Source organism: Daejeonella sp. (genome assembly GCF_030695525.1).
Taxonomy (GTDB): domain Bacteria; phylum Bacteroidota; class Bacteroidia; order Sphingobacteriales; family Sphingobacteriaceae; genus Daejeonella.
Genome location: NZ_JAUYSS010000027.1, coordinates 1 through 19,253 on the forward strand (window position 1 = coordinate 1; position 19,253 = coordinate 19,253).

The following is a 19,253-nucleotide window of genomic DNA, read 5'->3' on the forward strand; positions in this document are numbered from 1 at the left end:
CCTCAAAAACCGCATCCAGATCAAGTTCAAATCCCGGAAGAACCTCCGAATACACCTTTTCACTTAAGGTAAAGAGTTTAGACGGCTGGTATTTCCCCTCCACATCCAGGGTATACTTTAGTAAAGTTTTGTCTCCCGGACTTACGACCCAGTATTCTTTAACCCTGAACTCTTCGTAAATGCAGTATTTATTAAGCAGCTCCATTCTGTTATTCCCAGGCGAGAGAATTTCAATAACAATATCCGGTGCTCCCACACATCCTCGACCATCTATCTTAGCGGGATCACAAATGACACAAATGTCTGGCTGTAAAACTGTATAAATATCTTCATCAGCTTTACTTTCCTTAGCGAACCGGACATCGAAAGGTGCATAATAAATCTTACAGGGCTTATCTTTGAGATAATTATGAATGGCGGAAGAAATGTTCGCCGATATTTCCTGGTGCAAAGGAGATGGCGCAGGGCTCATTTTAAACACTTTGCCCTTAATAAGCTCCACCCTGTCATCGAAAAGCCATGTCAAATAGTTTGCATAGCTGTAGGTTAAAGACAAGTCAATATCCTCTAAAAAGAAAATCTTTTTATCCTCAGTTAAATCATGATATGCTCCGCCTTCATTACAATTATTCACATCTCAAATTTAATCAACCCGCTTGCAATTTCCTAAAAAATTTAGTTAACGGTATTTCTTCTGCCCGTCGCCGGTTAATCTGTTCAATTCTTCAACCATTGCTGAACGTCGCGGGTATTTCGTTTTTAATTTTTGTGCCACAGCAATAACATCAGCTTTAAAATGAGGCATATCTCCTATCACTATTTTCATCTTTCTTACCAGGTCTTGATACTGATTTCTCGCATTGGCGTTGTCACCATCAATTTCAAATGCAGGAAGATATAATGCAAGTAGTTCTTCGGGATATCGGGTGAAAAGATATGAATGATATCGCAGCAAAACATCCAGATCTGTTTCCTTTTTAACCAGCTCCAGAAGCCTGTCCCAATAACCTTCTTCAATATATATTGGTGCAATAGCACTCAATACAGGAGGATTTGCAGTAAACCAATATTTTCCTTTATGTCGCTCATTATCCTGGACAATTTTCTTTATAGTGCCCTCCACATAGCTTCCTAAAACCGCATTCCACTCGACTACCGGAAAAGTTGCTTTCCACTGATCATAATATTTCTTGCTAAAGCCCCTGTCAAAAGCAAAATACTTCGTGTAATGGCGGATTAGCTTCACATCATTTTCTAAAAATGCAATCCGAAGCAATTCTTTTTCCCATTGTGCGGTTGTCCCCGGATGTCCTTTTTTTTCAGCAATACCAATCCCATCCTTAATCAGCGCCTTTGCTTTAACATAATCTTTGCTGCCAACAAATTTATTAACCTCGCGCTGCCTTACCTCAATAATTTCTAAGTTTTGCCGGATTAGTTCCTCAACTTCCGCATCCTTGCCTGATGCTTTTAAGAATTCTATTTTCCTGGTTATGAAGAATTTTTTCCGGTAATCATCATACTCTCCGGTAAGATTCAGGATCTGGGTATCGATATAATTAAAAAAATCCTTCGACCGGCCAAGATCAACAGTTAGATCTTCAAAAACTTCAAACAGATCATACCCGAAATCCCCGTATTCATAGTATGATTTGTCATTTAACGTTTTAAGCAGATAACTAAAAACATCTTCTTTAAGATCCATGGGGGCATCAGCTGCAATTGTACTGATAAGAGATACTGTTTCTGAAATTACATCTCCTATATTACCATTGGAGTCATCGCTATAGGTTAAAACATCTCTCATTTCATATAATATTGTTATTGAAATAACAAATGCATCCCTGAAATTTCTTTTATGGATCAAATCTTCCACATTAACCAGGAAATTGCCTACATCCTTTGTTAATGCAAAACCGTCCCGGTATCCCACGTAACCATTATTGGAATGTTTTCGTATAACTCTCTTCAGTGCATCTGAATACTTTTTGCCCAGATCAATAGTTTCATCCCTGTCAGCAAAAGAGAGTTCAAATGATATTTTAAAATCCTTATCCCGGGAAGCGTAATCCCTGATAAATTCCTTATATTCTTTAAGAGTTATCTTTTCCAGCAGATCTTGAAAACTCAATTTCTTTTGAGCTTTCGTTTCTGAAACATCAATATTGATGATTTTCTCCTCACGAATCATGTAAAGAACGGCGATAACATGCTTACAAATAGCTCCATCATAGGGGCAATCACATGAACTTTCAATTATTTCATCTGTCTTATGCAGCTGTACCTCCACATCATAAAATTCGGAACCCTCAACCTCTGCATTCCAGAATCCTTCACTGCTCTCACTTATTTCCACGACATTTCCGCCCTCATAATACTGCTTACCCCTTTTTAAAACAGCACCGGTTATCTGATTATCAAAATTGTTTAAAGTCAGCATATTCTTAAATTGATCTGGTAAATATAAAATATGGACTGATATGAATGCGAACTCAGTGAACCGGATTTTATTGAAAACAAAAAAGCCCAAAGGAATAAGTGACGCAATATTTATTCAATGGTCCGGTTTATTTGTTTAGCTGTATTTTTACCTATTCCCGGTATTTGTTCCAGTTCTTTAACAGGCGCATTAAAAATAGCTTTTAACGTTCCGAATTTATTCAAAAGCAAGCTTGCACGGGCAGTACCTACACCCGGAAGTCCCTGCAATACATGGATCTGCCTTTTATATTTATCTTTTAGTTTGCGGGAATAAGGAAAGGGTCGGGGATATAATTGTTTACACCCATACGATTGAACTTGTCTGGCGGCATACAAGATAAGCCTGGCAGTTTCTTCAGGATTTCTGGAACGGAGTAATGGTATTTTGAATATAAGTGAAAGAGAAACCAAGGCTCCCTGGATTGCTTCCCGTGTCAGCCCAAAAGATTGTACCATACTGGCAGTACCTTCCAATATAATCATACTTTGCATGGACACAGATGCCAATTTCCCTGCCTGATTAAACAAACGGCCATCCTTAATGGATGCAGATAAGTCAGTTATCGTCTTTCTTTCTACTAACAGATAGTCGCCTACCTGGTAGTCACCTGCAGGCAGGCTAGAGAAATGTATGGTTGTACCTTTGTCTTTCCTTAAAACCTCCAGCAAAATTTCGTTAGACTCCCTGTTGTCTATTTTAACGATAAACATACACTTGATATTCACAGATTATAAAAATAATTTTTACACAGTTAATTCCTTAACAATCAATCCTCAAAAACCGCATCCAGATCAAGTTCAAATCCCGGAAGAACCTCCGAATACACCTTTTCACTTAAGGTAAAGAGTTTAGACGGCTGGTATTTCCCCTTCACATCAAGGGTATACTTTAGCAAAGTTTTGTCTCCCGGACTTACAACCCAGTATTCTTTAACCCCAAACTCCTCATAAATACCATATTTATAGAGCAATTCCATCTTATTATTACCCGGCGATAAAATTTCAACCACAATATCAGGTGCTCCAATACATCCTTTGTCATCAAGTTTCGTCCCATCACAAATCACACAAATATCCGGCTGCAAAACTGTATAAATATCCTTATCCGCTTTACTAGCCTTATAGAATCTCACATCAAATGGAGCGGTATATATTTTACAGGGTTTCCCCAACAGAAAATTATAAATTATAGAAGAAATATGAATGGAAACCTGCTGATGTATCCGCGCAGGACCATATACCTTAAATACCTTCCCTTTTATTAGTTCGATACGATCATCAAAAAGCCAATTTAAATAATGAGCATAGCTGTAAGTTAAAGACAAGTCAATATCCTCAAATGCCAAAACTTTTGTTGATGGATCAGGTTTAATATAGGTTTCAGACTTAGTCATAAGGATTTGTTCTACTTATAAATTTAATTATAAATAATCCCAATTCCTAAAGAAATTAGTAAACGGTTACACACCGCCTGCACTAATATTTACCGTTTACACAATCACTACTACCAGTGCGAGCCAGCAGTGTAATAAATCATATAATTTCATTCAGGCTTTATAATCATGTGATTTTTAAAACATAAATCTTTAACTATGAAAAAGATATCTTCTAATAATCCCCCCCTGAGTTTTGATCCGGATGAAAATAAGCGGATGGAAAATGAACTATTACAATTAAAATTAAAAGCTGAGCTGGGTGTAGAGGCGCATATTTCCTCTAACACACCCCCCTCAATCGAAAATATATTCCTTAAGAATATGCTTGCTTTTGAGGCTGGACTGGCTGCAGCAGAAGAGGTCAGGATATTTGAGCTGATTGGAAAGCCGGATTTTATACCTGAAGCTAAACTGGATGACATTTCAATTGAACTAGCATTAAATAATTTAATGGATTTAATAAACGGGAAACAGATCGCTCTCGACTTTTTAGGAAATTATGACCTCCGCCTTAAATATAAATTTATCACCGAAGAATTATTTGAAGAGAAAGTAATGAATGTGCAGCTTCCCGGGATGATTATGCATTTTATTTATGAAGAATTCCACCCCAATCATAAACTGGATATTGAGCATAAAGCAGCGAAATTTATCACTTCCTGGTTCAGTCAGGATCAGGAACAGCTCTCCTTTAGTCTTGCTGATCTATTGGTATTACCTGATAGAAGGGTTTGGAAAAAAGATAAGGTAATGAACAGGTTCACCAAAGTTTTTGATTCTTATCCACAATTTAAGAATGGTAAATATACTATTGAAGATATTAATTTTGAGATTCGGGAAGAAATAGGATTGGCCTATGCAGAAGGGCAGATGCATTATACTGCCTTCACAGAAAATCATGATAGTATTCAGTTTGAAGGCCCGTTCAAATTGTATTTTACTCTGGAGTATGAATGGTGGTCAATTTATTACTTTGTAATTCCGGGCTTTGAGTTTGCAAGTGTTTAGACATTTAAATTATTAATTCAGGAATTTAATACTGAGACTGTTGTATTACAGCATGTTTTAAAATGCTTAAGCCAGATAGTACAGGGCAATAATTCTGTTATAGGATTTAAATTTTTACCTTGCCATGAAACCCATAGACGTTTTAATTCCTTCAATGCAACAGAATTCTCAACTGGACCTTGCTTTTAATTTTGTACAGTATACCGACAAAAATATATTTCTTACAGGAAAGGCAGGAACCGGTAAAACTACATTCCTTCATCAACTAAAGAATACCTCATTAAAACGTATGGCGGTTGTAGCGCCTACTGGTGTTGCCGCAATCAACGCCGGTGGGGTTACCATTAATTCCTTTTTTCAGCTACCTTTTGGCCCATATATTCCAGGGAACAGTTCAAAACCTGAACACAAACGATTCAGTAAGGAAAAAATTAATCTGATCAAAAGCCTCGACCTATTGGTTATCGATGAGATTAGTATGGTGCGTGCTGATACGCTCGACCATATCGATGAAGTCTTGAGACGATTTAAGGATCATAAAAAGCCATTTGGAGGAGTGCAACTCTTAATGATCGGAGATCTGCACCAGCTTTCACCGGTGGTTAAAGATGAAGACTGGACTATCCTGAAAAGCTATTATCCAAACCTGTTTTTTTTTAGCAGTAAAGCCCTTACAGCCACACAGCCGGTCAGTATCGAGTTAAAACATATTTACAGACAGGTAGACTCCCATTTTATTGACCTTTTAAACAGTGTAAGGCTGAATCAGATCGATGAAAACGTTTTAAAAAAATTAAACCAGCGTTATATCCCTGATTTCAATCCCGGTGATGAGGAAGGGTACATTACCCTGACAACCCATAATAAATCAGCACAGGAGATTAATGAGGGTAAATTGAAGGAGCTACACAGCCCTGTTCACAGATTCAATGCTGTTATTCAGGACGATTTCCCGGAATATTCTTACCCCACAGTTGCCGAACTTGAATTGAAAAAGGGCGCTCAGGTCATGTTTGTAAAAAATGATCCCTCACGTGAACGCCTTTTCTTCAATGGTAAAATAGGCATAGTAACCTCGATATCTGATGAGCAGATCCTGGTAAAATGTCCGGGCGATCTGTCGGAAATTGTAGTTAATCCACTTGAATGGACCAATATCAAGTATGAGTTGGATACTCAAACCAAGGAGCTGAGAGAAAAGATTATCGGGACTTTCACCCAATTCCCACTCAAGCTTGCATGGGCAATTACGATACATAAAAGCCAGGGATTAACCTTTGAAAAAGCAGTAATTGATGCAAATATGGCATTTGCCCACGGACAAGTCTACGTAGCCCTAAGCCGTTGCAAAAGCTTTGAAGGCATGGTACTCCGCACTCCCATTTCCTTCAATAGTGTTAAAACCGATGGGACGATTTCTGAATATACCCGCAATGCTGAAGATAATGAACCAGGTGAGCAGCAATTGATTGCTTCAAGAATTGCATTTCAGCAATCCCTGATCTATGAGCTATTTAATTTTAACACTCTGAAAACTCATTATTTCCATTTAAAGAAGCTAAGTGAGGATCATCACACTATTCTGGATCCCACTATGACTGAAGTTCTTAATCAAATGAGAACTGTTGCAGAAAAAGAGATCTATGAAGTCTCTGATAATTTCAAAAAACAACTGACAAAAATTTTTCTAGAGCAGGTACTTCCTGAAGATAATACTGAGCTTCAGGACAGGATAAAAAAAGCCTGCAGCTATTTTGATGAAAAAATAAATTCGGTGTTTTACGAACCCTTGAAGAAACTAAATACAGATACTGATAATAAAACGGTTGGACTCAGCATAAAAGGCATTTTAGATGATTTTTTCAAGGAAATTGCTATTAAAACAGCCCTTTTGAAGGCTTGTACGAATGGCTTCAACACAACTAACTATCTCAAAACTAAATCTAATGCTGAAATAGACTACAGGCCGATTAAGAGTCCAGCACAAAGCAATTCCTATTCATCAGAAAACATGCTTCATCCTGAATTATATCAGGAAATAAGAACCTGGAGAGATGAACTGGCAAGAGAATGGGGAGTCCCCTTATACCTCGTACTGGCCCAAAAATCTATTCTGGAACTTTTACGCTTCCTTCCCTCCAGCCTTGCAGAATTAGAAAATATCAAAGGTTTAGGAAAAACAAGGGTTAAGCAATACGGAACTGATTTATTGGAAATTATCAACTCCTATTGCAAGGAACATGGCATCGAACAAGAGTTAAATGAATTGCCAATAAAAGAGAAGAAAATAAAGACAGATACTAAACAAGTAAGTTTCGATTTGTTCAAACAAGGCAAAACGATCAGTGAAATTGCCAAAGAACGGTCTTTTACAACTGGCACAATAGAAGGTCATCTTTCCCATTACATTCAAAGTGGTGAGATCTCAGTGTTCGAAATAGTTCCCAAAATTAAAGTAGCAAAAATAATGGCTTATTTAGTCCAAAACCCTGATTCAAGTACTGTGGATACGAAAATTACTCTCGGCGATGATGTTTCTTATAGTGAACTAAAGGCTGTATTAAGTCATATTGCCTTTACCAAAGCTGAACAATTGACTTAGGTTAATCTGATCTTTAAAGCAATATTAATTCTCCAGTAAAAAATCTTATTCCCGATGCAACTATATACTTTGGCTTTGCGTCTTATATTTAAAGGATTCGGGAATATTACCCGGGACCGGGTAAATAAAATTCGATAAAGAATCAAAACCATGAAAAAGCTCCTGTTCTCCATCATTTTTATTATGCTTTTCAGCGTTGTAATACCTGAAGCAAAGGCTAAAACAACAAATTCAAAAAACACTAAGGAATTGATCCAACTACTGCTTAAGGGAGATGAAAATACCAAAAGTACAAAGGTTAAGAGGAAAAAATTAAAGAAAATCGTGCGTAAAGCCGGACGTGTATACAGAACAGTAAAAAAAGATCCGGATAGCCGGAAGAAGTCAAGAAAAGTTCAGCGTACAGCAAGAAGGGTGATTAATATATTCTAAAAGATATCCTACCCTAATTATTTTTGGCTACCGTATATCCGCAAATTTTATCGCGTATTATCAGAAGTCATACCGACCCCAAAGGTGGTCGTATGTTTATAGAAAGACCTTACAAACCATTCACCGACCCCGAGGATTCTGTGTTGATATGTGTCGCTTTGTTAAATGCGAATCTTCGGGGTCGGGATTTCTATGCTTATGTTATTCTAAAAACATTTGACCCTTTCCGGGTCATATAAACACAATTAAAAATAGATGCTCACAATAAATATAGGTACGGGCAGCCATTTATTATTGGGTACAGGATCGCAGTTGATATTTTTAATTTGTTGCAGGCCAGGCATTATTCGCCGGATTCGAATCAGGGAAAACTTTATCCGGATCAGAGACAATCGATACAATTTCCTCCGTTGAAGGATAATTAAAGGTAAATCGTGCATTACGTTCCCATACTTCAACCGGAAGTTTTAAACGGTTCACTTTCCCGCTTTTAGTTTTGATCTCCAGAATCACCGGCATTGCCATTTTTTCCAGATTTTCAATAGTTATCAAAGCCCCAAGTTTAAAATCATTATTTACATATTTCAGATCCACAACTCCCTGGTCCAGCTTCCAGTTATTCAAGAACCATGCCCTCCAGAACCAGCTTAGATTTTCACCCGCCACATTTTCGATGGTTCTAAAGAAATCATCAGGAGTTGGGTGCTTATATGCCCAACGATCAATGTAGGTTTTAAAAGCTCTGTCAAAACGTTCCGGTCCTAATATTTGTTCACGTAAAATGCCAAGCGCCATAGCTGGTTTATAATAGGCCAGCAAACCGATACTGTTTTCCTTCATATTATCCGGACTGCTCATAACCGGTTCAAAACCGGGATTAGTCAATACTTTTCCAAGAGCATGCATGTCTGTTTTACCTGGCCTGTATTCTCCATTATTAAAGTCAACTGCTGTCAGAGTATTAATGAAGGTAGTAAAACCTTCATCCATCCAGGCATACAAGCGCTCATTGGATCCTACAATCATCGGGAACCAGGTATGGCCAAATTCATGGTCAGTAACACCCCAAAGGTCTCCGGATTTAGCTTTTGAACTACAGAACATAATGCCTGGATACTCCATTCCCCCGGCATTTGAAGCAACATTTGTTGCCGCCGGATAAGGATATTCAAGCCACTTCTTTGAATTGAATTCATTCGATGCCTTCGTATATTCCGTAGAACGACCCCAGGCATCCTTACCATCACTTTCAACCGGATATGCAGAAATTGCCATTGATTTTTTACCGCTTGGAAGATTCATCCGGGCGGCATCAATAATAAAGGCAGCAGATGAAGCCCAAGCCGCATCACGCGAATTCTTTAATTTAAAATTCCAGGTAAGCTCCTGCTTTCCTTTCGGGCGGGAATCAGGATTGCTAACTTCAGCAGCTGATCTGATCATTACCGTCTTATCACTCTGTGCTGCAGCTTTCCATCTTTGCTGTTGCTCAGGGGTATAAACCTCCTGAGGATTTACCAATTCTCCCGAGGCAACAACTATGTGATTTGCCGGAACAGTAATACTGATATCGTAATCACCGTATTCGAGATAAAACTCGCTTGGCCCCAGGTAGGGAATGGTATTCCAGCCCGAAACATCATCATATACACACATTCGCGGATACCACTGTGCCACAGAGAAAATCTTTCCGTTCTTAGTATCCAAAACACCCATACGGTCTGAACCATAATCAGGAGAGATAAAAGAATATTCGATTTTTAGCCGAAGTTGGCCTCCTCCTGAGGAAAGTTCGTTTGGCAAATAAACCTGCATTCTGGTATCTTCTATAAAATGTTCTACATCCTTCTCAATTGTTTTTCCCTTTTCAACAGAAAGAATCTTTACAGATTTAATAGTATAGCCGCCATCAAATTTCTGACCCCTGGCACCACTTCGGCTACCTCCCGGAGGAATAATCGCAAGTCCGCGCGAATCCTGTTTAAACAGGTTCTGATCCAATTGCATCCAGATAAAGGGGAGTTTATCAGGACTATTATTCGTGTAGGTTAATATTACAGTCCCGCTGATCTCATTGCTTTGCTCATTTAATCGGACAGCCAACTTATAATCTGCTCTGTTTTGCCAGTACTTCGGTCCGGGCTGCCCTCCGGCAGACCTGTACTCATTACCATTCTTTGTGTAGAAAATCGGGCCAAAAGCATCGTGGTAACTATAATTACCCCCTGCTTGAACCTGCTGTGTAAATGCTTGATTTACAAAGCATAACAAGCCAATTACTACAACTATAAACTTCAATCTATTCATTTAATTTTTCTTTTAATTTTTATTAATAGGTCAGCTAAGTGTTCCTCGCTAAATCCAAGCAGAACAGAACCAGAACCTGTTTCTATCACCGGGCGTTTAATCACGCTGACCTTTTCCTGCATCAGTCTAAAAGCCGAACTTTTGGATGTTATACTGTTCTGAATTTCGGGTGAAAGTATTTTCCAGGTGGTTCCCCGCTTATTTAACAAGGCTTCCCAGCCCAAATGCTTTGACCATTCCTCCAGCTTAAGCTCAGTCACTCCAAGCTTTTTAAAATCATGGAAATCAAAATCAATTTCATGCAGCCTGAACCAATCGAGGGTCTTTTTTACTGTATTGCAATTAGGTATACCGTAGATTTTCATTAAAAAAAGCTATAAAATTGTTCTGGATTGGATAATATTAACAGCCTAGCAATTTATTTGTTTAAACGGGTCATAGTCAACTCTGCACCTACGCTAACAAAACTATTTATAAATTCTACCGACCGGTCGATCAGAGCGGGCAATTCTTTCTGCTCATCAGGATCGAAACCGCTCAAAACATAATCAACCTGCCTGCCCTTAGGGTAATTGTCACCAATCCCAAATCGCAACCTGGCATAATCTGAACCACCAAGAACCCCCTCTATACTTTTCAAACCATTATGACCGGCAGCACTTCCTTTTGGTTTCAAACGTATCGTACCGAATGGCAATGCAAGATCATCCACAACAACCAAAATATTTTCGACAGGGATACGCAATTCCTGCATCCAGTAATTAACCGCCTTGCCACTCAGATTCATATAGGTAGTTGGTTTAATCACAAAGATCTTACGGCTTTTATAGGCAAACTCGGTATAATACGCCAGCCGCATATTGAAAAAAGATGAATGCGACTGTTTAGCAAGTTCATCAGCAACCATAAACCCAATATTATGCCTGGTATCTGCATATTCCGGACCAATATTCCCTAAACCTATGATCAAATATCTCATGTGGACTACAAATATGCTTGAAAGCTTTTAAAAAAGTATAGGCTTACAAAAAAAAAGCAGTACCGGATTTGCCGGCACTGCTTATCTCTATTATTTGAGAAGGCCTGATTATTTCTTGGCTTCAGTCTCTGCCTGTTTAAGGGCACGTGACATAGTCACAGATACAATAGTGTCTTCAGGATTGTTTGTGATCTTGAAATTATCGAATTTCAAAGAACCAACACCTACAGATTTTCCAACCTCTAATTGAGAAATACTAACTTCTACATACTGAGGCATATCCTTAGGCAATGCTTTTACTCGAAGTTTACGTAATTTCTGAACTAACTTACCACCGATTTTAACACCAGGTGAGGTTCCGGTTAATTTTACAGGGATCAGCATAACTACAGGTTTCTTTTCATTTAATTCCAAAAAGTCAACATGTAATGGCAAATCAGTTAATGGATGAAAATGTACATCCTGAATGATAGCCTGTGTTTTCACACCTGCAACATCCAATGCAACGAAAGAAACTTCCGGTGTAAAAACCAGACTTTTCAAATCAGATGCAGACACAGAAAAGTGGATTTGATTTTTTCCACCATAAAGAACTGCAGGCACTTTACCTTCGTAACGCAGCTCTTTAGCGTCTCTTTTCCCTACGTTCTCTCTTGGAGAACCGCTAATAGCAATTGATTTCATAATTATTTATTTGTTATTGTTTGTATTTAGCTGTTAGAAAACCTAACAATCTAATATTTTGTCTGAAGTCTGAAGACAGAAGTCTGATTCATTCCTCATACCTCCTACTTCAGGCTCTTGGTTGTCTGTCCTTATTCCTTGTTCCTTGTTCCTTTTTCCTTACTCCTTAATCTATCTTAAACAGCTCACTAATCGAGGCGTGTTCATTGACATTGGCAATTGCACGACTAAACAGATCAGCTGTTGAAAGCACTCTTATTTTAGGGCTTGATTTAGTTGATGCAATGGTATCCGTAACAATCAGTTCTGTTAGCGCTGAATTCTCAACGGTCCGGTAGGCATCTCCTGATAATACCGGATGCGTGCAAACTGCTCTTACACTGCTGGCACCTTTTTCCATTATAAGCTCTGAGGCCTTTGCCAATGTTCTGGCTGTATCACAGATATCATCAATCAGAACCACATCCCTTCCGGTAACATCACCGATGATAGACATAGATTCGATTTCATTTGCTCTTTTTCTTTGTTTATCACAGATCACCACTTCTGCATTAAAGTATTTAGCGAATGTCCTTGCTCTGTAAGAACCTCCCATATCCGGCGATGCAATTGTCAGATGAGGCAAATTCAAACTTTTAATATGAGGAACAAATATTACTGATGCATCCAGATGATCTACAGGAATATCGAAAAAACCCTGTATCTGTGCAGCATGCAGATCCATTGTCATGATCCGGTGAGCTCCGGCGGCTGTGAGCAAATTGGCAATAAGTTTTGCACCAATTGCTACCCTTGGTTTATCTTTTCGATCCTGTCTGGCTAAACCAAAATAAGGCACAACAACTGTAATGTAATGAGCTGAAGCCCTTTTTGCAGCATCGATCATTAATAGAAGCTCAACGAGATTATCATTAGGCTGATTAGTTGACTGGATCAGGAATACGTCGCATCCCCGAACCGATTCATTATAATGCGGTTGAAATTCACCATCACTAAATCTCGACAAAGTCATGTCTCCCAGCTCTTTGCCATAGCTTATAGCTATTTTCTTTGCCAGATCGGTAGTACCTGAGCCGGCAAATAATTTGATGGTGTTAAATGTTACGGGCATTTTTTGTTTCGGATTTCGAAATTATAAATTCGGTTTTAATCTAATAAAAACGCAATTAAAAACAATATGGATCGCCAGGCGATCCTTGAAATGTGCAATTCCGAAACTCGAAATTAATTGGTTGCCCGACCAGGATTCGAACCTAGACAAACTGCACCAAAAACAGTCGTACTACCATTATACTATCGGGCAAACAAAAATCAAAAAGAAGCTCCTTTTGAAATGGTGTGCAAATATAGGGGGATAAAGTTTAACGTGCAAATGAAAATTGTTTTTTTTCAACCACGAAGACAAGTATTTCTTTAAATAAATTGAGAGTTGAGAATGGAGAATTGAGAATTATTGCATAATGCTAATTTCAAATGAATCCTCTTTGTCTTTGTTCTTGAATCTTGGTTCTCAATACTCAATACTCAATACTCCTATCTCATCTAGTTAATTAATGTTAAAGCAAGTATGAAAGGCATCAATTAACAATAATTTCACTAATTTCGGCAGCATAATTTTTGATCTTGAATCTATGGAGTATAATAAAATCAATAATTTATTAGGTTGGATAAGTTTTTTAATAGCCTTAACCGTCTATACCTTAACTCTTGAACCCACTACAAGTTTCTGGGATTCAGGCGAATTTATTGCATCGGCTTACAAGCTTCAGGTAGTGCATCAGCCAGGGGCTCCATTATTCTTAATGCTTGGAAAGGTATTTTCCCTGATTGCCGGTAGTGATACCAGCAGGGTAGCTTTCTGGATAAATATGTGTTCTGCCCTGGCCAGTGCTGCTACGATCCTCTTTCTTTTCTGGACTATTACGGCTTTGGCAAAAAAAGTTATCCTGGAAAAAGGTAAGGAACTTTCAAAATGGGGACTGATCAGTATTATGGGCTCCGGTTTAGTTGGCGCTCTGGCCTATACCTTCTCTGATTCGTTTTGGTTTTCGGCCGTTGAAGCCGAAGTATATGCCTTATCTTCATTATGTACTGCCGTCGTTTTCTGGGCAATTTTAAAATGGGATCAGCATGCTGATGAACCAAATTCAGACCGATGGCTAATCTTTATTGCCTATGTGATGGGGCTTTCAATTGGTGTGCACTTATTAAACCTTTTGGCGATCCCCGCTATTGCACTGGTTTATTATTTCAGAAGATCTAAAACACCAACTTCTTCAGGCACTCTACTGGCCTTACTTGTGGGGATGTTTATCCTGGCATTTATTCAATATGGAATTGTACAATATATCATCAAATTCGCAGCCTATTCAGATCTGTTCTTTGTCAATACCCTCGGACTTGGATTCGGATCTGGCGTAGCATTTTTTGGCCTTCTGATTATAATCAGCCTGACCTCAGGAATACTCTACAGCATCAATGGCAATAAACTTAACCTGATGCTTGCCGTCGGGGCCTTTGTATTACTAATGACCCTCGGTGGCGGAATTTCAGGCCTTCTGGTAGCAGCCATATTGCTTGCAGGTCTGGAATATATCCTGAAAATCCGCGACAAAAGGCGGGTATTAAATCTGGCACTAATCTCCGTTGTCTTTATCATTTTTGGCTATGGCTCCTTTGCCATGATCGTGATCAGGGCGAAAGCAGATCCAACCCTGAATAATAGTGATGCTTCAAATGCATTCTCATTGTTGAGTTATGTGAACAGGGAACAATATGGCGATCGCCCATTACTGTACGGTCAATATTTTGATTCAAAGCCTATTGACAGTAAACAAGGGGATATTATTTACCGTAAGGGCAAAGAGAAATATGAACACGCAGGTCAGAAATATGAGCGTATATACGACCGTAATACACTCCTGCCCAGAATGTATAGCGATGATCCTCAGCATGTTGGATTCTACCGGGATTGGATGGGAATGGCAGCAGATCAATCGCCTACATTTTTTCATAACCTTGGCTTCCTTATCAGTTATCAAACCAGTTTCATGTATACCCGTTATTTCGCCTGGAATTTCGTAGGCAGGCAGAATGATGAACAGGGTCATGGTGATTATACCCGTGGGAATTGGTTATCCGGAGTAAAATTTATCGACAATATGCTGTTAGGCGGCCAATATGAACTCCCTAAAAGTCAGATTGAAAACAATGCCTATAACAGATTCTATTTTCTTCCTTTTATTATGGGAATCATTGGAGCACTTTGGCATTTTAAACGAAACCAGAAAGATGCCGGAATTGTAGGTCTGCTGTTCTTTTTCACGGGTATTGCTATTGTTCTCTATTTAAACCAAAATCCACTTCAACCCAGGGAAAGGGATTATGCCTATGCCGGTTCATTTTATGCCTTTGCAATCTGGATCGGACTGGGAGTTGCCGGAATTGCAGATTTTTTCAAACCAAGATTTAAAGCCCCGACAGCCGCATTACTTGCAACACTTATTGGATTACTTGCCGCACCTATTCTAATGGCAAAGGATGGCTGGAATGACCATGACCGCTCCTCTAAATTTACAGCCCGTGACATGGCAGCCAATTACCTTGAATCATGTGCCCCAAATGCGATATTATTCACATATGGTGATAATGATACTTACCCGCTCTGGTATGTTCAGGAAGTTGAAAACATCAGACCGGATGTCAGAGTAGTCAATTTAAGTTTGCTGGGTACCGACTGGTATATCCGGCAAATGAAGAAGAAAGTGAATCAGGCTGATGCATTACCTATCACTATGCCTGACGAAAAGTTCGTGCAGGGTGTTCGCGATGTAATGGGTTATCAGGATTATAATGCAGCCGGTGCGGTTGAGTTAAAGGACATATTTGACATTATGACCTCAGATAATGATGCCGATAAGGCAACCTATCAGGATGGTTCAAAGGAAAATTTCCTGCCTACAAAAAACTTTAAAATCAGTATAGATCCTGATCATATTATTGCAAGCAAAACATTGCCTGAAAACAAAAGGGATTTGATCATCCCTGCTATGGAGTGGAAATATAATAAGAATTATGTCACAAAAACTGAGCTTGCAATGATCGATGTTCTGGCTCATAATAATTGGAAAAGGCCAATTTATTTTGCAATTACCGTACCCGACGATAACTATATTGGGTTAGGGGATTTCCTGTATAATGAAGGCTTTGCTTACCGTCTATTGCCACTGAAAAAAGCTCAGGCTGATTCAGCAACTGAAAAACCCGAACTAACGAATTCTGATCAGATGTATACTAACCTGATGACAAAGTTTAAATGGGGTAACATGAAAAATGCAGGCTATTTGGACCCGGAATCATTGCGGATGAGCTATACCATGATTAACCATTTCAATATTCTGGCTGAGAATCTTTATAAAGAAGGCCGGACCGAGGAAGCCAGAAAATTATTGTTGAAATGTATGGAGGTAGTCCCTGATAAAAATCATTCCCTGAATTTTACGATCCGCAAATTCTATATGGCCGATTTGCTCTATAAACTCAAAGAACCCGCGAAAGCAAATGAGCTGACTCTGAATACGGCTGAGTACATTGAAGATCAGTTGAATTATATGGCCGCTATTGCAAAAACAAAAGAGAATCTTAATTCCCGTGAAATACAACTTGGTGTTTATGTGATGAGTGAACTGGTAAAACTTTCAGAAAAATATGAACAGGCCGCAGTCCTTAAGAAGTTACAGGATCGCATGAAAGTAATTGAGTCAAAATTTATGGGTGCTGATCGCTAGATTTTTAATTTCAATGAAATAAATCCCCGTTATCTTTAATTAGCGGGGATTTTTTTTTTGTTAATTGCATTTTAGTACATTCATCCAAATAAAAGACTGAGTTTGAATAAAATGCATGCGGCTACTGAGCAAATTCTCAGGGTAAACCGTCTTTCCAAATCATTTTTTGGTATAAAAGCCCTGGATAATATCCATTTCGACCTTAAAAAGGGAGAAGTGCATGCCCTTATGGGCGAAAATGGAGCCGGAAAGTCAACATTCATGAAAATCTTGATTGGACTCCTAAAAGCAGATTCGGGCTCAATATCATTCAATTCTGAACAAATTGAGAATTTGGATGTTCATTCCATCATGCAAAAATGCATTTCAATGATACATCAGGAAATCTTAATGGTTCCTGAACTGACTGTTGCCCAGAACATCTTTTTAGGCAGGGAAATCGGGCGGGCTTATTTGCTTGATGATCAGGCTATAAATCAAAAAGCTGAGGACCTGTTGCAGTCGATGGGGCTGAACATTAAGGTCCGGACAAAAGCAAAACACCTCAGCATTGCCGAAATGCAACTGATAGAGATAGCCAAAGCTGTTTCCCACAATGCAAGGGTGATTATTATGGATGAGCCAAGTTCTGCCCTTTCAGAGAAAGAGGTTGAAATACTTTTTAAAATCATTCGGGATTTAAAAAATAAAGGTGTATCCATAATCTATATTTCCCACAAAATGGAAGAGATCTACAAGATTGCTGACCGTATCACCGTATTGAGGGATGGTAAATTTATTGCAACAAAAAACACTGCAGATCTGGATAAAAACAGTTTAATCTCCCTGATGGTAGGCCGTGAAATAGAAGAACTGTTTTCTGCAAACTCATTGGCCCAGCCTGAAGTGGTCCTGAAAGTTCAAAACCTCCATAAAAAAGGGAAATTTTCTGATATTAACTTTGAGGTTCATGCCGGTGAAGTCCTTGGCATAGCCGGTTTAATGGGCGCAGGCAGGACTGAAATAGCCAGAGCTATTTTTGGATTAGATCGTATTAATAGTGGCAACATCATTTTAAAAGGCAAAAAACTTACCATAAGATCACCAGAAGATGCAATCAGGGAAGGAATCGGATATGTCAGTGAAGACCGAAAGACTCTGGGCTTTATCCCGGAATTATCTGTTAAGCAAAACATTAGTCTTTCGAGTATATTAAAATACTCAAAGGCATGGTTTATTGACAATAAAAAAGAACAAACAGCTACCAGCAAAATAGCTCAGGAACTAAAGATTAAAGCTTCAGGTCTTAATCAAAAAGTAATGAATTTAAGTGGCGGGAATCAGCAAAAGGTGGTAATTGCAAGGGTATTATTAGCTTCCCCATTTTTAATCATTCTGGATGAACCTACCAGAGGAATTGATATTGGAGCAAAACATGAAATCTATAAACTTATCAGGCAATTGACTAAAGGTGGACTGGCAGTAATTATGATCTCTTCCGAATTGCCTGAAATTTTGGGGATGAGTAACCGGATTCTTGTTCTATCCAAAGGAAAGCAAAAAACTATATTGACACAAAAAGAAGCAAGTCAGGAAAAAATCATGCAGTATGCATTACATTAATAAGCTCAGGCAATACGGTATTTTAATCGTCTTCAGTATTATTTGCCTAATTATTTCATTTATATCCCCGCAGTTCTTAACTGTTTCAAACTGGACGATAATCATCACTCAAGTTTCAATTAATGCCATTTTAGCCTTTGGAGTGACTTTCGTAATCATTACCGGTGGTATTGACCTCTCTTTGGGATCTATAGTTGCCGTGGCAGGTGTAAGCGCTGCAATGCTGGCACACCCCGATAGCTATCCGCTTTTGGTTCCGGTTTTTGCTGGTCTGTTTGCCGGGCTGCTGATAGGTGCTTTCAATGGATTTATAATTACCAAAAGTAAAATTGCCCCCTTTATCGTCACACTGGGCACCATGACAATTGGCCGTGGATTAGCCCTGATTTTAAGTAATGGACGCCCTGTATCAAATCTTTCAGATTCCTTTGTTTTTATCGGTAGCGGCAAGATTTTAGGCATACCCGTCCTGATTATTATTCTGATAATCATGTTCATATTATGTTCAGTGATACTCAATAAAACAATCTTAGGCCGGTATGTATATGCAGTGGGAGGTAATGAGCAGGCAGCCAGAGCATCAGGAATCAATGTAAGTCAGGTTAAAATAGCAGTCTATTCGATTTCAGGTTTATTAGCTGGTTTAGCAGGAATATTATTGACATCAAGAATAACTACCGGGCAGCCAAATGCAGGGGCAGGTTTTGAATTGGACGCGATTGCAGCAGTTGTCATTGGCGGAACCAGCACCACCGGTGGAAAAGGCAGTATGACCGGAACACTGATCGGCGTTTTACTTATTGGTGTAATCAATAATAGCTTAGATTTATTAAACGTAACCTCATATTACCAGCAGGTTGTGATGGGAATTATCATCATTGGAGCAGTGGTTTTGGATAGCCTTAACCATAAATCGAATTCTTAAAAATATAGAA

At 38.8% G+C, this 19,253-nt stretch carries 15 protein-coding genes and 1 tRNA gene; 6 read left to right on the forward strand and 10 right to left on the reverse strand.

Annotated features, from left to right (window positions below; all coding sequences use genetic code 11):
• The 4 genes from Q8S11_RS06125 to Q8S11_RS06140 all read right to left on the reverse strand — a co-directional run.
• Positions 1–634 (reverse strand): Uma2 family endonuclease (locus Q8S11_RS06125; protein WP_305661198.1); only part of this gene is annotated, 634 nt, incomplete at its 3' end.
• Positions 635–679: 45 nt separating this feature from the next.
• Positions 680–2,440, reverse strand: a complete 1,761-nt coding sequence (locus Q8S11_RS06130; protein ID WP_305661199.1) for an SWIM zinc finger domain-containing protein — start codon at positions 2,438–2,440, stop codon at positions 680–682.
• A gap of 110 nt (positions 2,441–2,550) precedes the next feature.
• Positions 2,551–3,192, reverse strand: coding sequence for an ERCC4 domain-containing protein (locus tag Q8S11_RS06135; RefSeq protein ID WP_305661200.1), 642 nt, complete (start codon positions 3,190–3,192; stop codon positions 2,551–2,553).
• 56 nt (positions 3,193–3,248) lie between these two features.
• Positions 3,249–3,875: a Uma2 family endonuclease gene (locus tag Q8S11_RS06140; RefSeq protein ID WP_305661201.1), complete on the reverse strand. Its 627-nt coding sequence runs from the start codon at positions 3,873–3,875 to the stop codon at positions 3,249–3,251.
• 198 nt (positions 3,876–4,073) lie between these two features.
• Between Q8S11_RS06140 and Q8S11_RS06145 the strand changes: the two genes are divergently transcribed.
• From Q8S11_RS06145 to Q8S11_RS06155, 3 genes are all read left to right on the forward strand, one after another.
• The gene (locus tag Q8S11_RS06145; RefSeq protein ID WP_305661202.1) at positions 4,074–4,925 is read left to right on the forward strand and encodes a hypothetical protein; all 852 of its coding nucleotides are present in this window, start codon (positions 4,074–4,076) and stop codon (positions 4,923–4,925) included.
• 154 nt (positions 4,926–5,079) lie between these two features.
• Complete coding sequence (locus tag Q8S11_RS06150) at positions 5,080–7,527, forward strand: helix-turn-helix domain-containing protein (RefSeq protein ID WP_305661203.1); 2,448 nt, start codon at positions 5,080–5,082, stop codon at positions 7,525–7,527.
• 150 nt (positions 7,528–7,677) lie between these two features.
• On the forward strand, positions 7,678–7,959 hold the full coding sequence (locus Q8S11_RS06155; RefSeq protein WP_305661204.1) for a hypothetical protein: 282 nt from the start codon (positions 7,678–7,680) through the stop codon (positions 7,957–7,959).
• A gap of 321 nt (positions 7,960–8,280) precedes the next feature.
• Here the strand turns inward: Q8S11_RS06155 and Q8S11_RS06160 are convergent, their stop codons facing one another.
• The 6 genes from Q8S11_RS06160 to Q8S11_RS06185 form a co-directional block, all read right to left on the reverse strand.
• Positions 8,281–10,266, reverse strand: coding sequence for a M1 family metallopeptidase (locus Q8S11_RS06160; RefSeq protein ID WP_305661205.1), 1,986 nt, complete (start codon positions 10,264–10,266; stop codon positions 8,281–8,283).
• Positions 10,263–10,631 (reverse strand): Spx/MgsR family RNA polymerase-binding regulatory protein, encoded by a 369-nt coding sequence (locus Q8S11_RS06165; protein ID WP_305661206.1) that lies wholly within the window; start codon positions 10,629–10,631, stop codon positions 10,263–10,265. Before Q8S11_RS06165 ends, Q8S11_RS06160 begins: the two co-directional genes overlap by 4 nt.
• 53 nt (positions 10,632–10,684) lie before the next feature.
• A complete protein-coding gene (pth, locus tag Q8S11_RS06170) occupies positions 10,685–11,245 on the reverse strand; it encodes an aminoacyl-tRNA hydrolase (protein WP_305661207.1) in 561 nt (186 codons plus the stop codon).
• Between the two features lie 108 nt (positions 11,246–11,353).
• On the reverse strand, positions 11,354–11,929 hold the full coding sequence (locus tag Q8S11_RS06175; protein WP_305661208.1) for a 50S ribosomal protein L25/general stress protein Ctc: 576 nt from the start codon (positions 11,927–11,929) through the stop codon (positions 11,354–11,356).
• A 166-nt stretch (positions 11,930–12,095) separates the two neighbouring features.
• A complete protein-coding gene (locus tag Q8S11_RS06180; RefSeq protein WP_305661209.1) occupies positions 12,096–13,040 on the reverse strand; it encodes a ribose-phosphate pyrophosphokinase in 945 nt (314 codons plus the stop codon).
• 118 nt (positions 13,041–13,158) lie between these two features.
• Positions 13,159–13,232: transfer RNA gene (locus Q8S11_RS06185), tRNA-Gln, on the reverse strand.
• 328 nt (positions 13,233–13,560) lie between these two features.
• Here Q8S11_RS06185 and Q8S11_RS06190 point away from each other — a divergent pair.
• The 3 genes from Q8S11_RS06190 to Q8S11_RS06200 all read left to right on the forward strand — a co-directional run bounded on the left by Q8S11_RS06190 (position 13,561) and on the right by Q8S11_RS06200 (position 19,243).
• Complete coding sequence (locus tag Q8S11_RS06190; protein ID WP_305661210.1) at positions 13,561–16,716, forward strand: protein O-mannosyl-transferase family; 3,156 nt, start codon at positions 13,561–13,563, stop codon at positions 16,714–16,716.
• A gap of 111 nt (positions 16,717–16,827) precedes the next feature.
• The gene (locus Q8S11_RS06195) at positions 16,828–18,318 is read left to right on the forward strand and encodes a sugar ABC transporter ATP-binding protein (RefSeq protein WP_305661259.1); all 1,491 of its coding nucleotides are present in this window, start codon (positions 16,828–16,830) and stop codon (positions 18,316–18,318) included.
• A complete protein-coding gene (locus Q8S11_RS06200) occupies positions 18,305–19,243 on the forward strand; it encodes an ABC transporter permease (RefSeq protein WP_305661211.1) in 939 nt (312 codons plus the stop codon). Before Q8S11_RS06195 ends, Q8S11_RS06200 begins: the two co-directional genes overlap by 14 nt.
• Positions 19,244–19,253 lie beyond the last annotated feature (10 nt).

What these genes read in the sequence shown, in the direction of transcription:
- Q8S11_RS06130 (WP_305661199.1), bottom strand. Translation starts at nt 2,440, where the DNA reads ATGCTGACTTTAAACAATTTTGATAATCAGATAACCGGTGCTGTTTTA.
- Q8S11_RS06135 (WP_305661200.1), bottom strand. Translation starts at nt 3,192, where the DNA reads ATGTTTATCGTTAAAATAGACAACAGGGAGTCTAACGAAATTTTGCTG.
- Q8S11_RS06140 (WP_305661201.1), bottom strand. Translation starts at nt 3,875, where the DNA reads ATGACTAAGTCTGAAACCTATATTAAACCTGATCCATCAACAAAAGTT.
- Q8S11_RS06145 (WP_305661202.1), top strand. Translation starts at nt 4,074, where the DNA reads ATGAAAAAGATATCTTCTAATAATCCCCCCCTGAGTTTTGATCCGGAT.
- Q8S11_RS06150 (WP_305661203.1), top strand. Translation starts at nt 5,080, where the DNA reads ATGCAACAGAATTCTCAACTGGACCTTGCTTTTAATTTTGTACAGTAT.
- Q8S11_RS06155 (WP_305661204.1), top strand. Translation starts at nt 7,678, where the DNA reads ATGAAAAAGCTCCTGTTCTCCATCATTTTTATTATGCTTTTCAGCGTT.
- Q8S11_RS06160 (WP_305661205.1), bottom strand. Translation starts at nt 10,266, where the DNA reads ATGAATAGATTGAAGTTTATAGTTGTAGTAATTGGCTTGTTATGCTTT.
- Q8S11_RS06165 (WP_305661206.1), bottom strand. Translation starts at nt 10,631, where the DNA reads ATGAAAATCTACGGTATACCTAATTGCAATACAGTAAAAAAGACCCTC.
- pth (WP_305661207.1), bottom strand. Translation starts at nt 11,245, where the DNA reads ATGAGATATTTGATCATAGGTTTAGGGAATATTGGTCCGGAATATGCA.
- Q8S11_RS06175 (WP_305661208.1), bottom strand. Translation starts at nt 11,929, where the DNA reads ATGAAATCAATTGCTATTAGCGGTTCTCCAAGAGAGAACGTAGGGAAA.
- Q8S11_RS06180 (WP_305661209.1), bottom strand. Translation starts at nt 13,040, where the DNA reads ATGCCCGTAACATTTAACACCATCAAATTATTTGCCGGCTCAGGTACT.
- Q8S11_RS06190 (WP_305661210.1), top strand. Translation starts at nt 13,561, where the DNA reads ATGGAGTATAATAAAATCAATAATTTATTAGGTTGGATAAGTTTTTTA.
- Q8S11_RS06195 (WP_305661259.1), top strand. Translation starts at nt 16,828, where the DNA reads ATGCATGCGGCTACTGAGCAAATTCTCAGGGTAAACCGTCTTTCCAAA.
- Q8S11_RS06200 (WP_305661211.1), top strand. Translation starts at nt 18,305, where the DNA reads ATGCATTACATTAATAAGCTCAGGCAATACGGTATTTTAATCGTCTTC.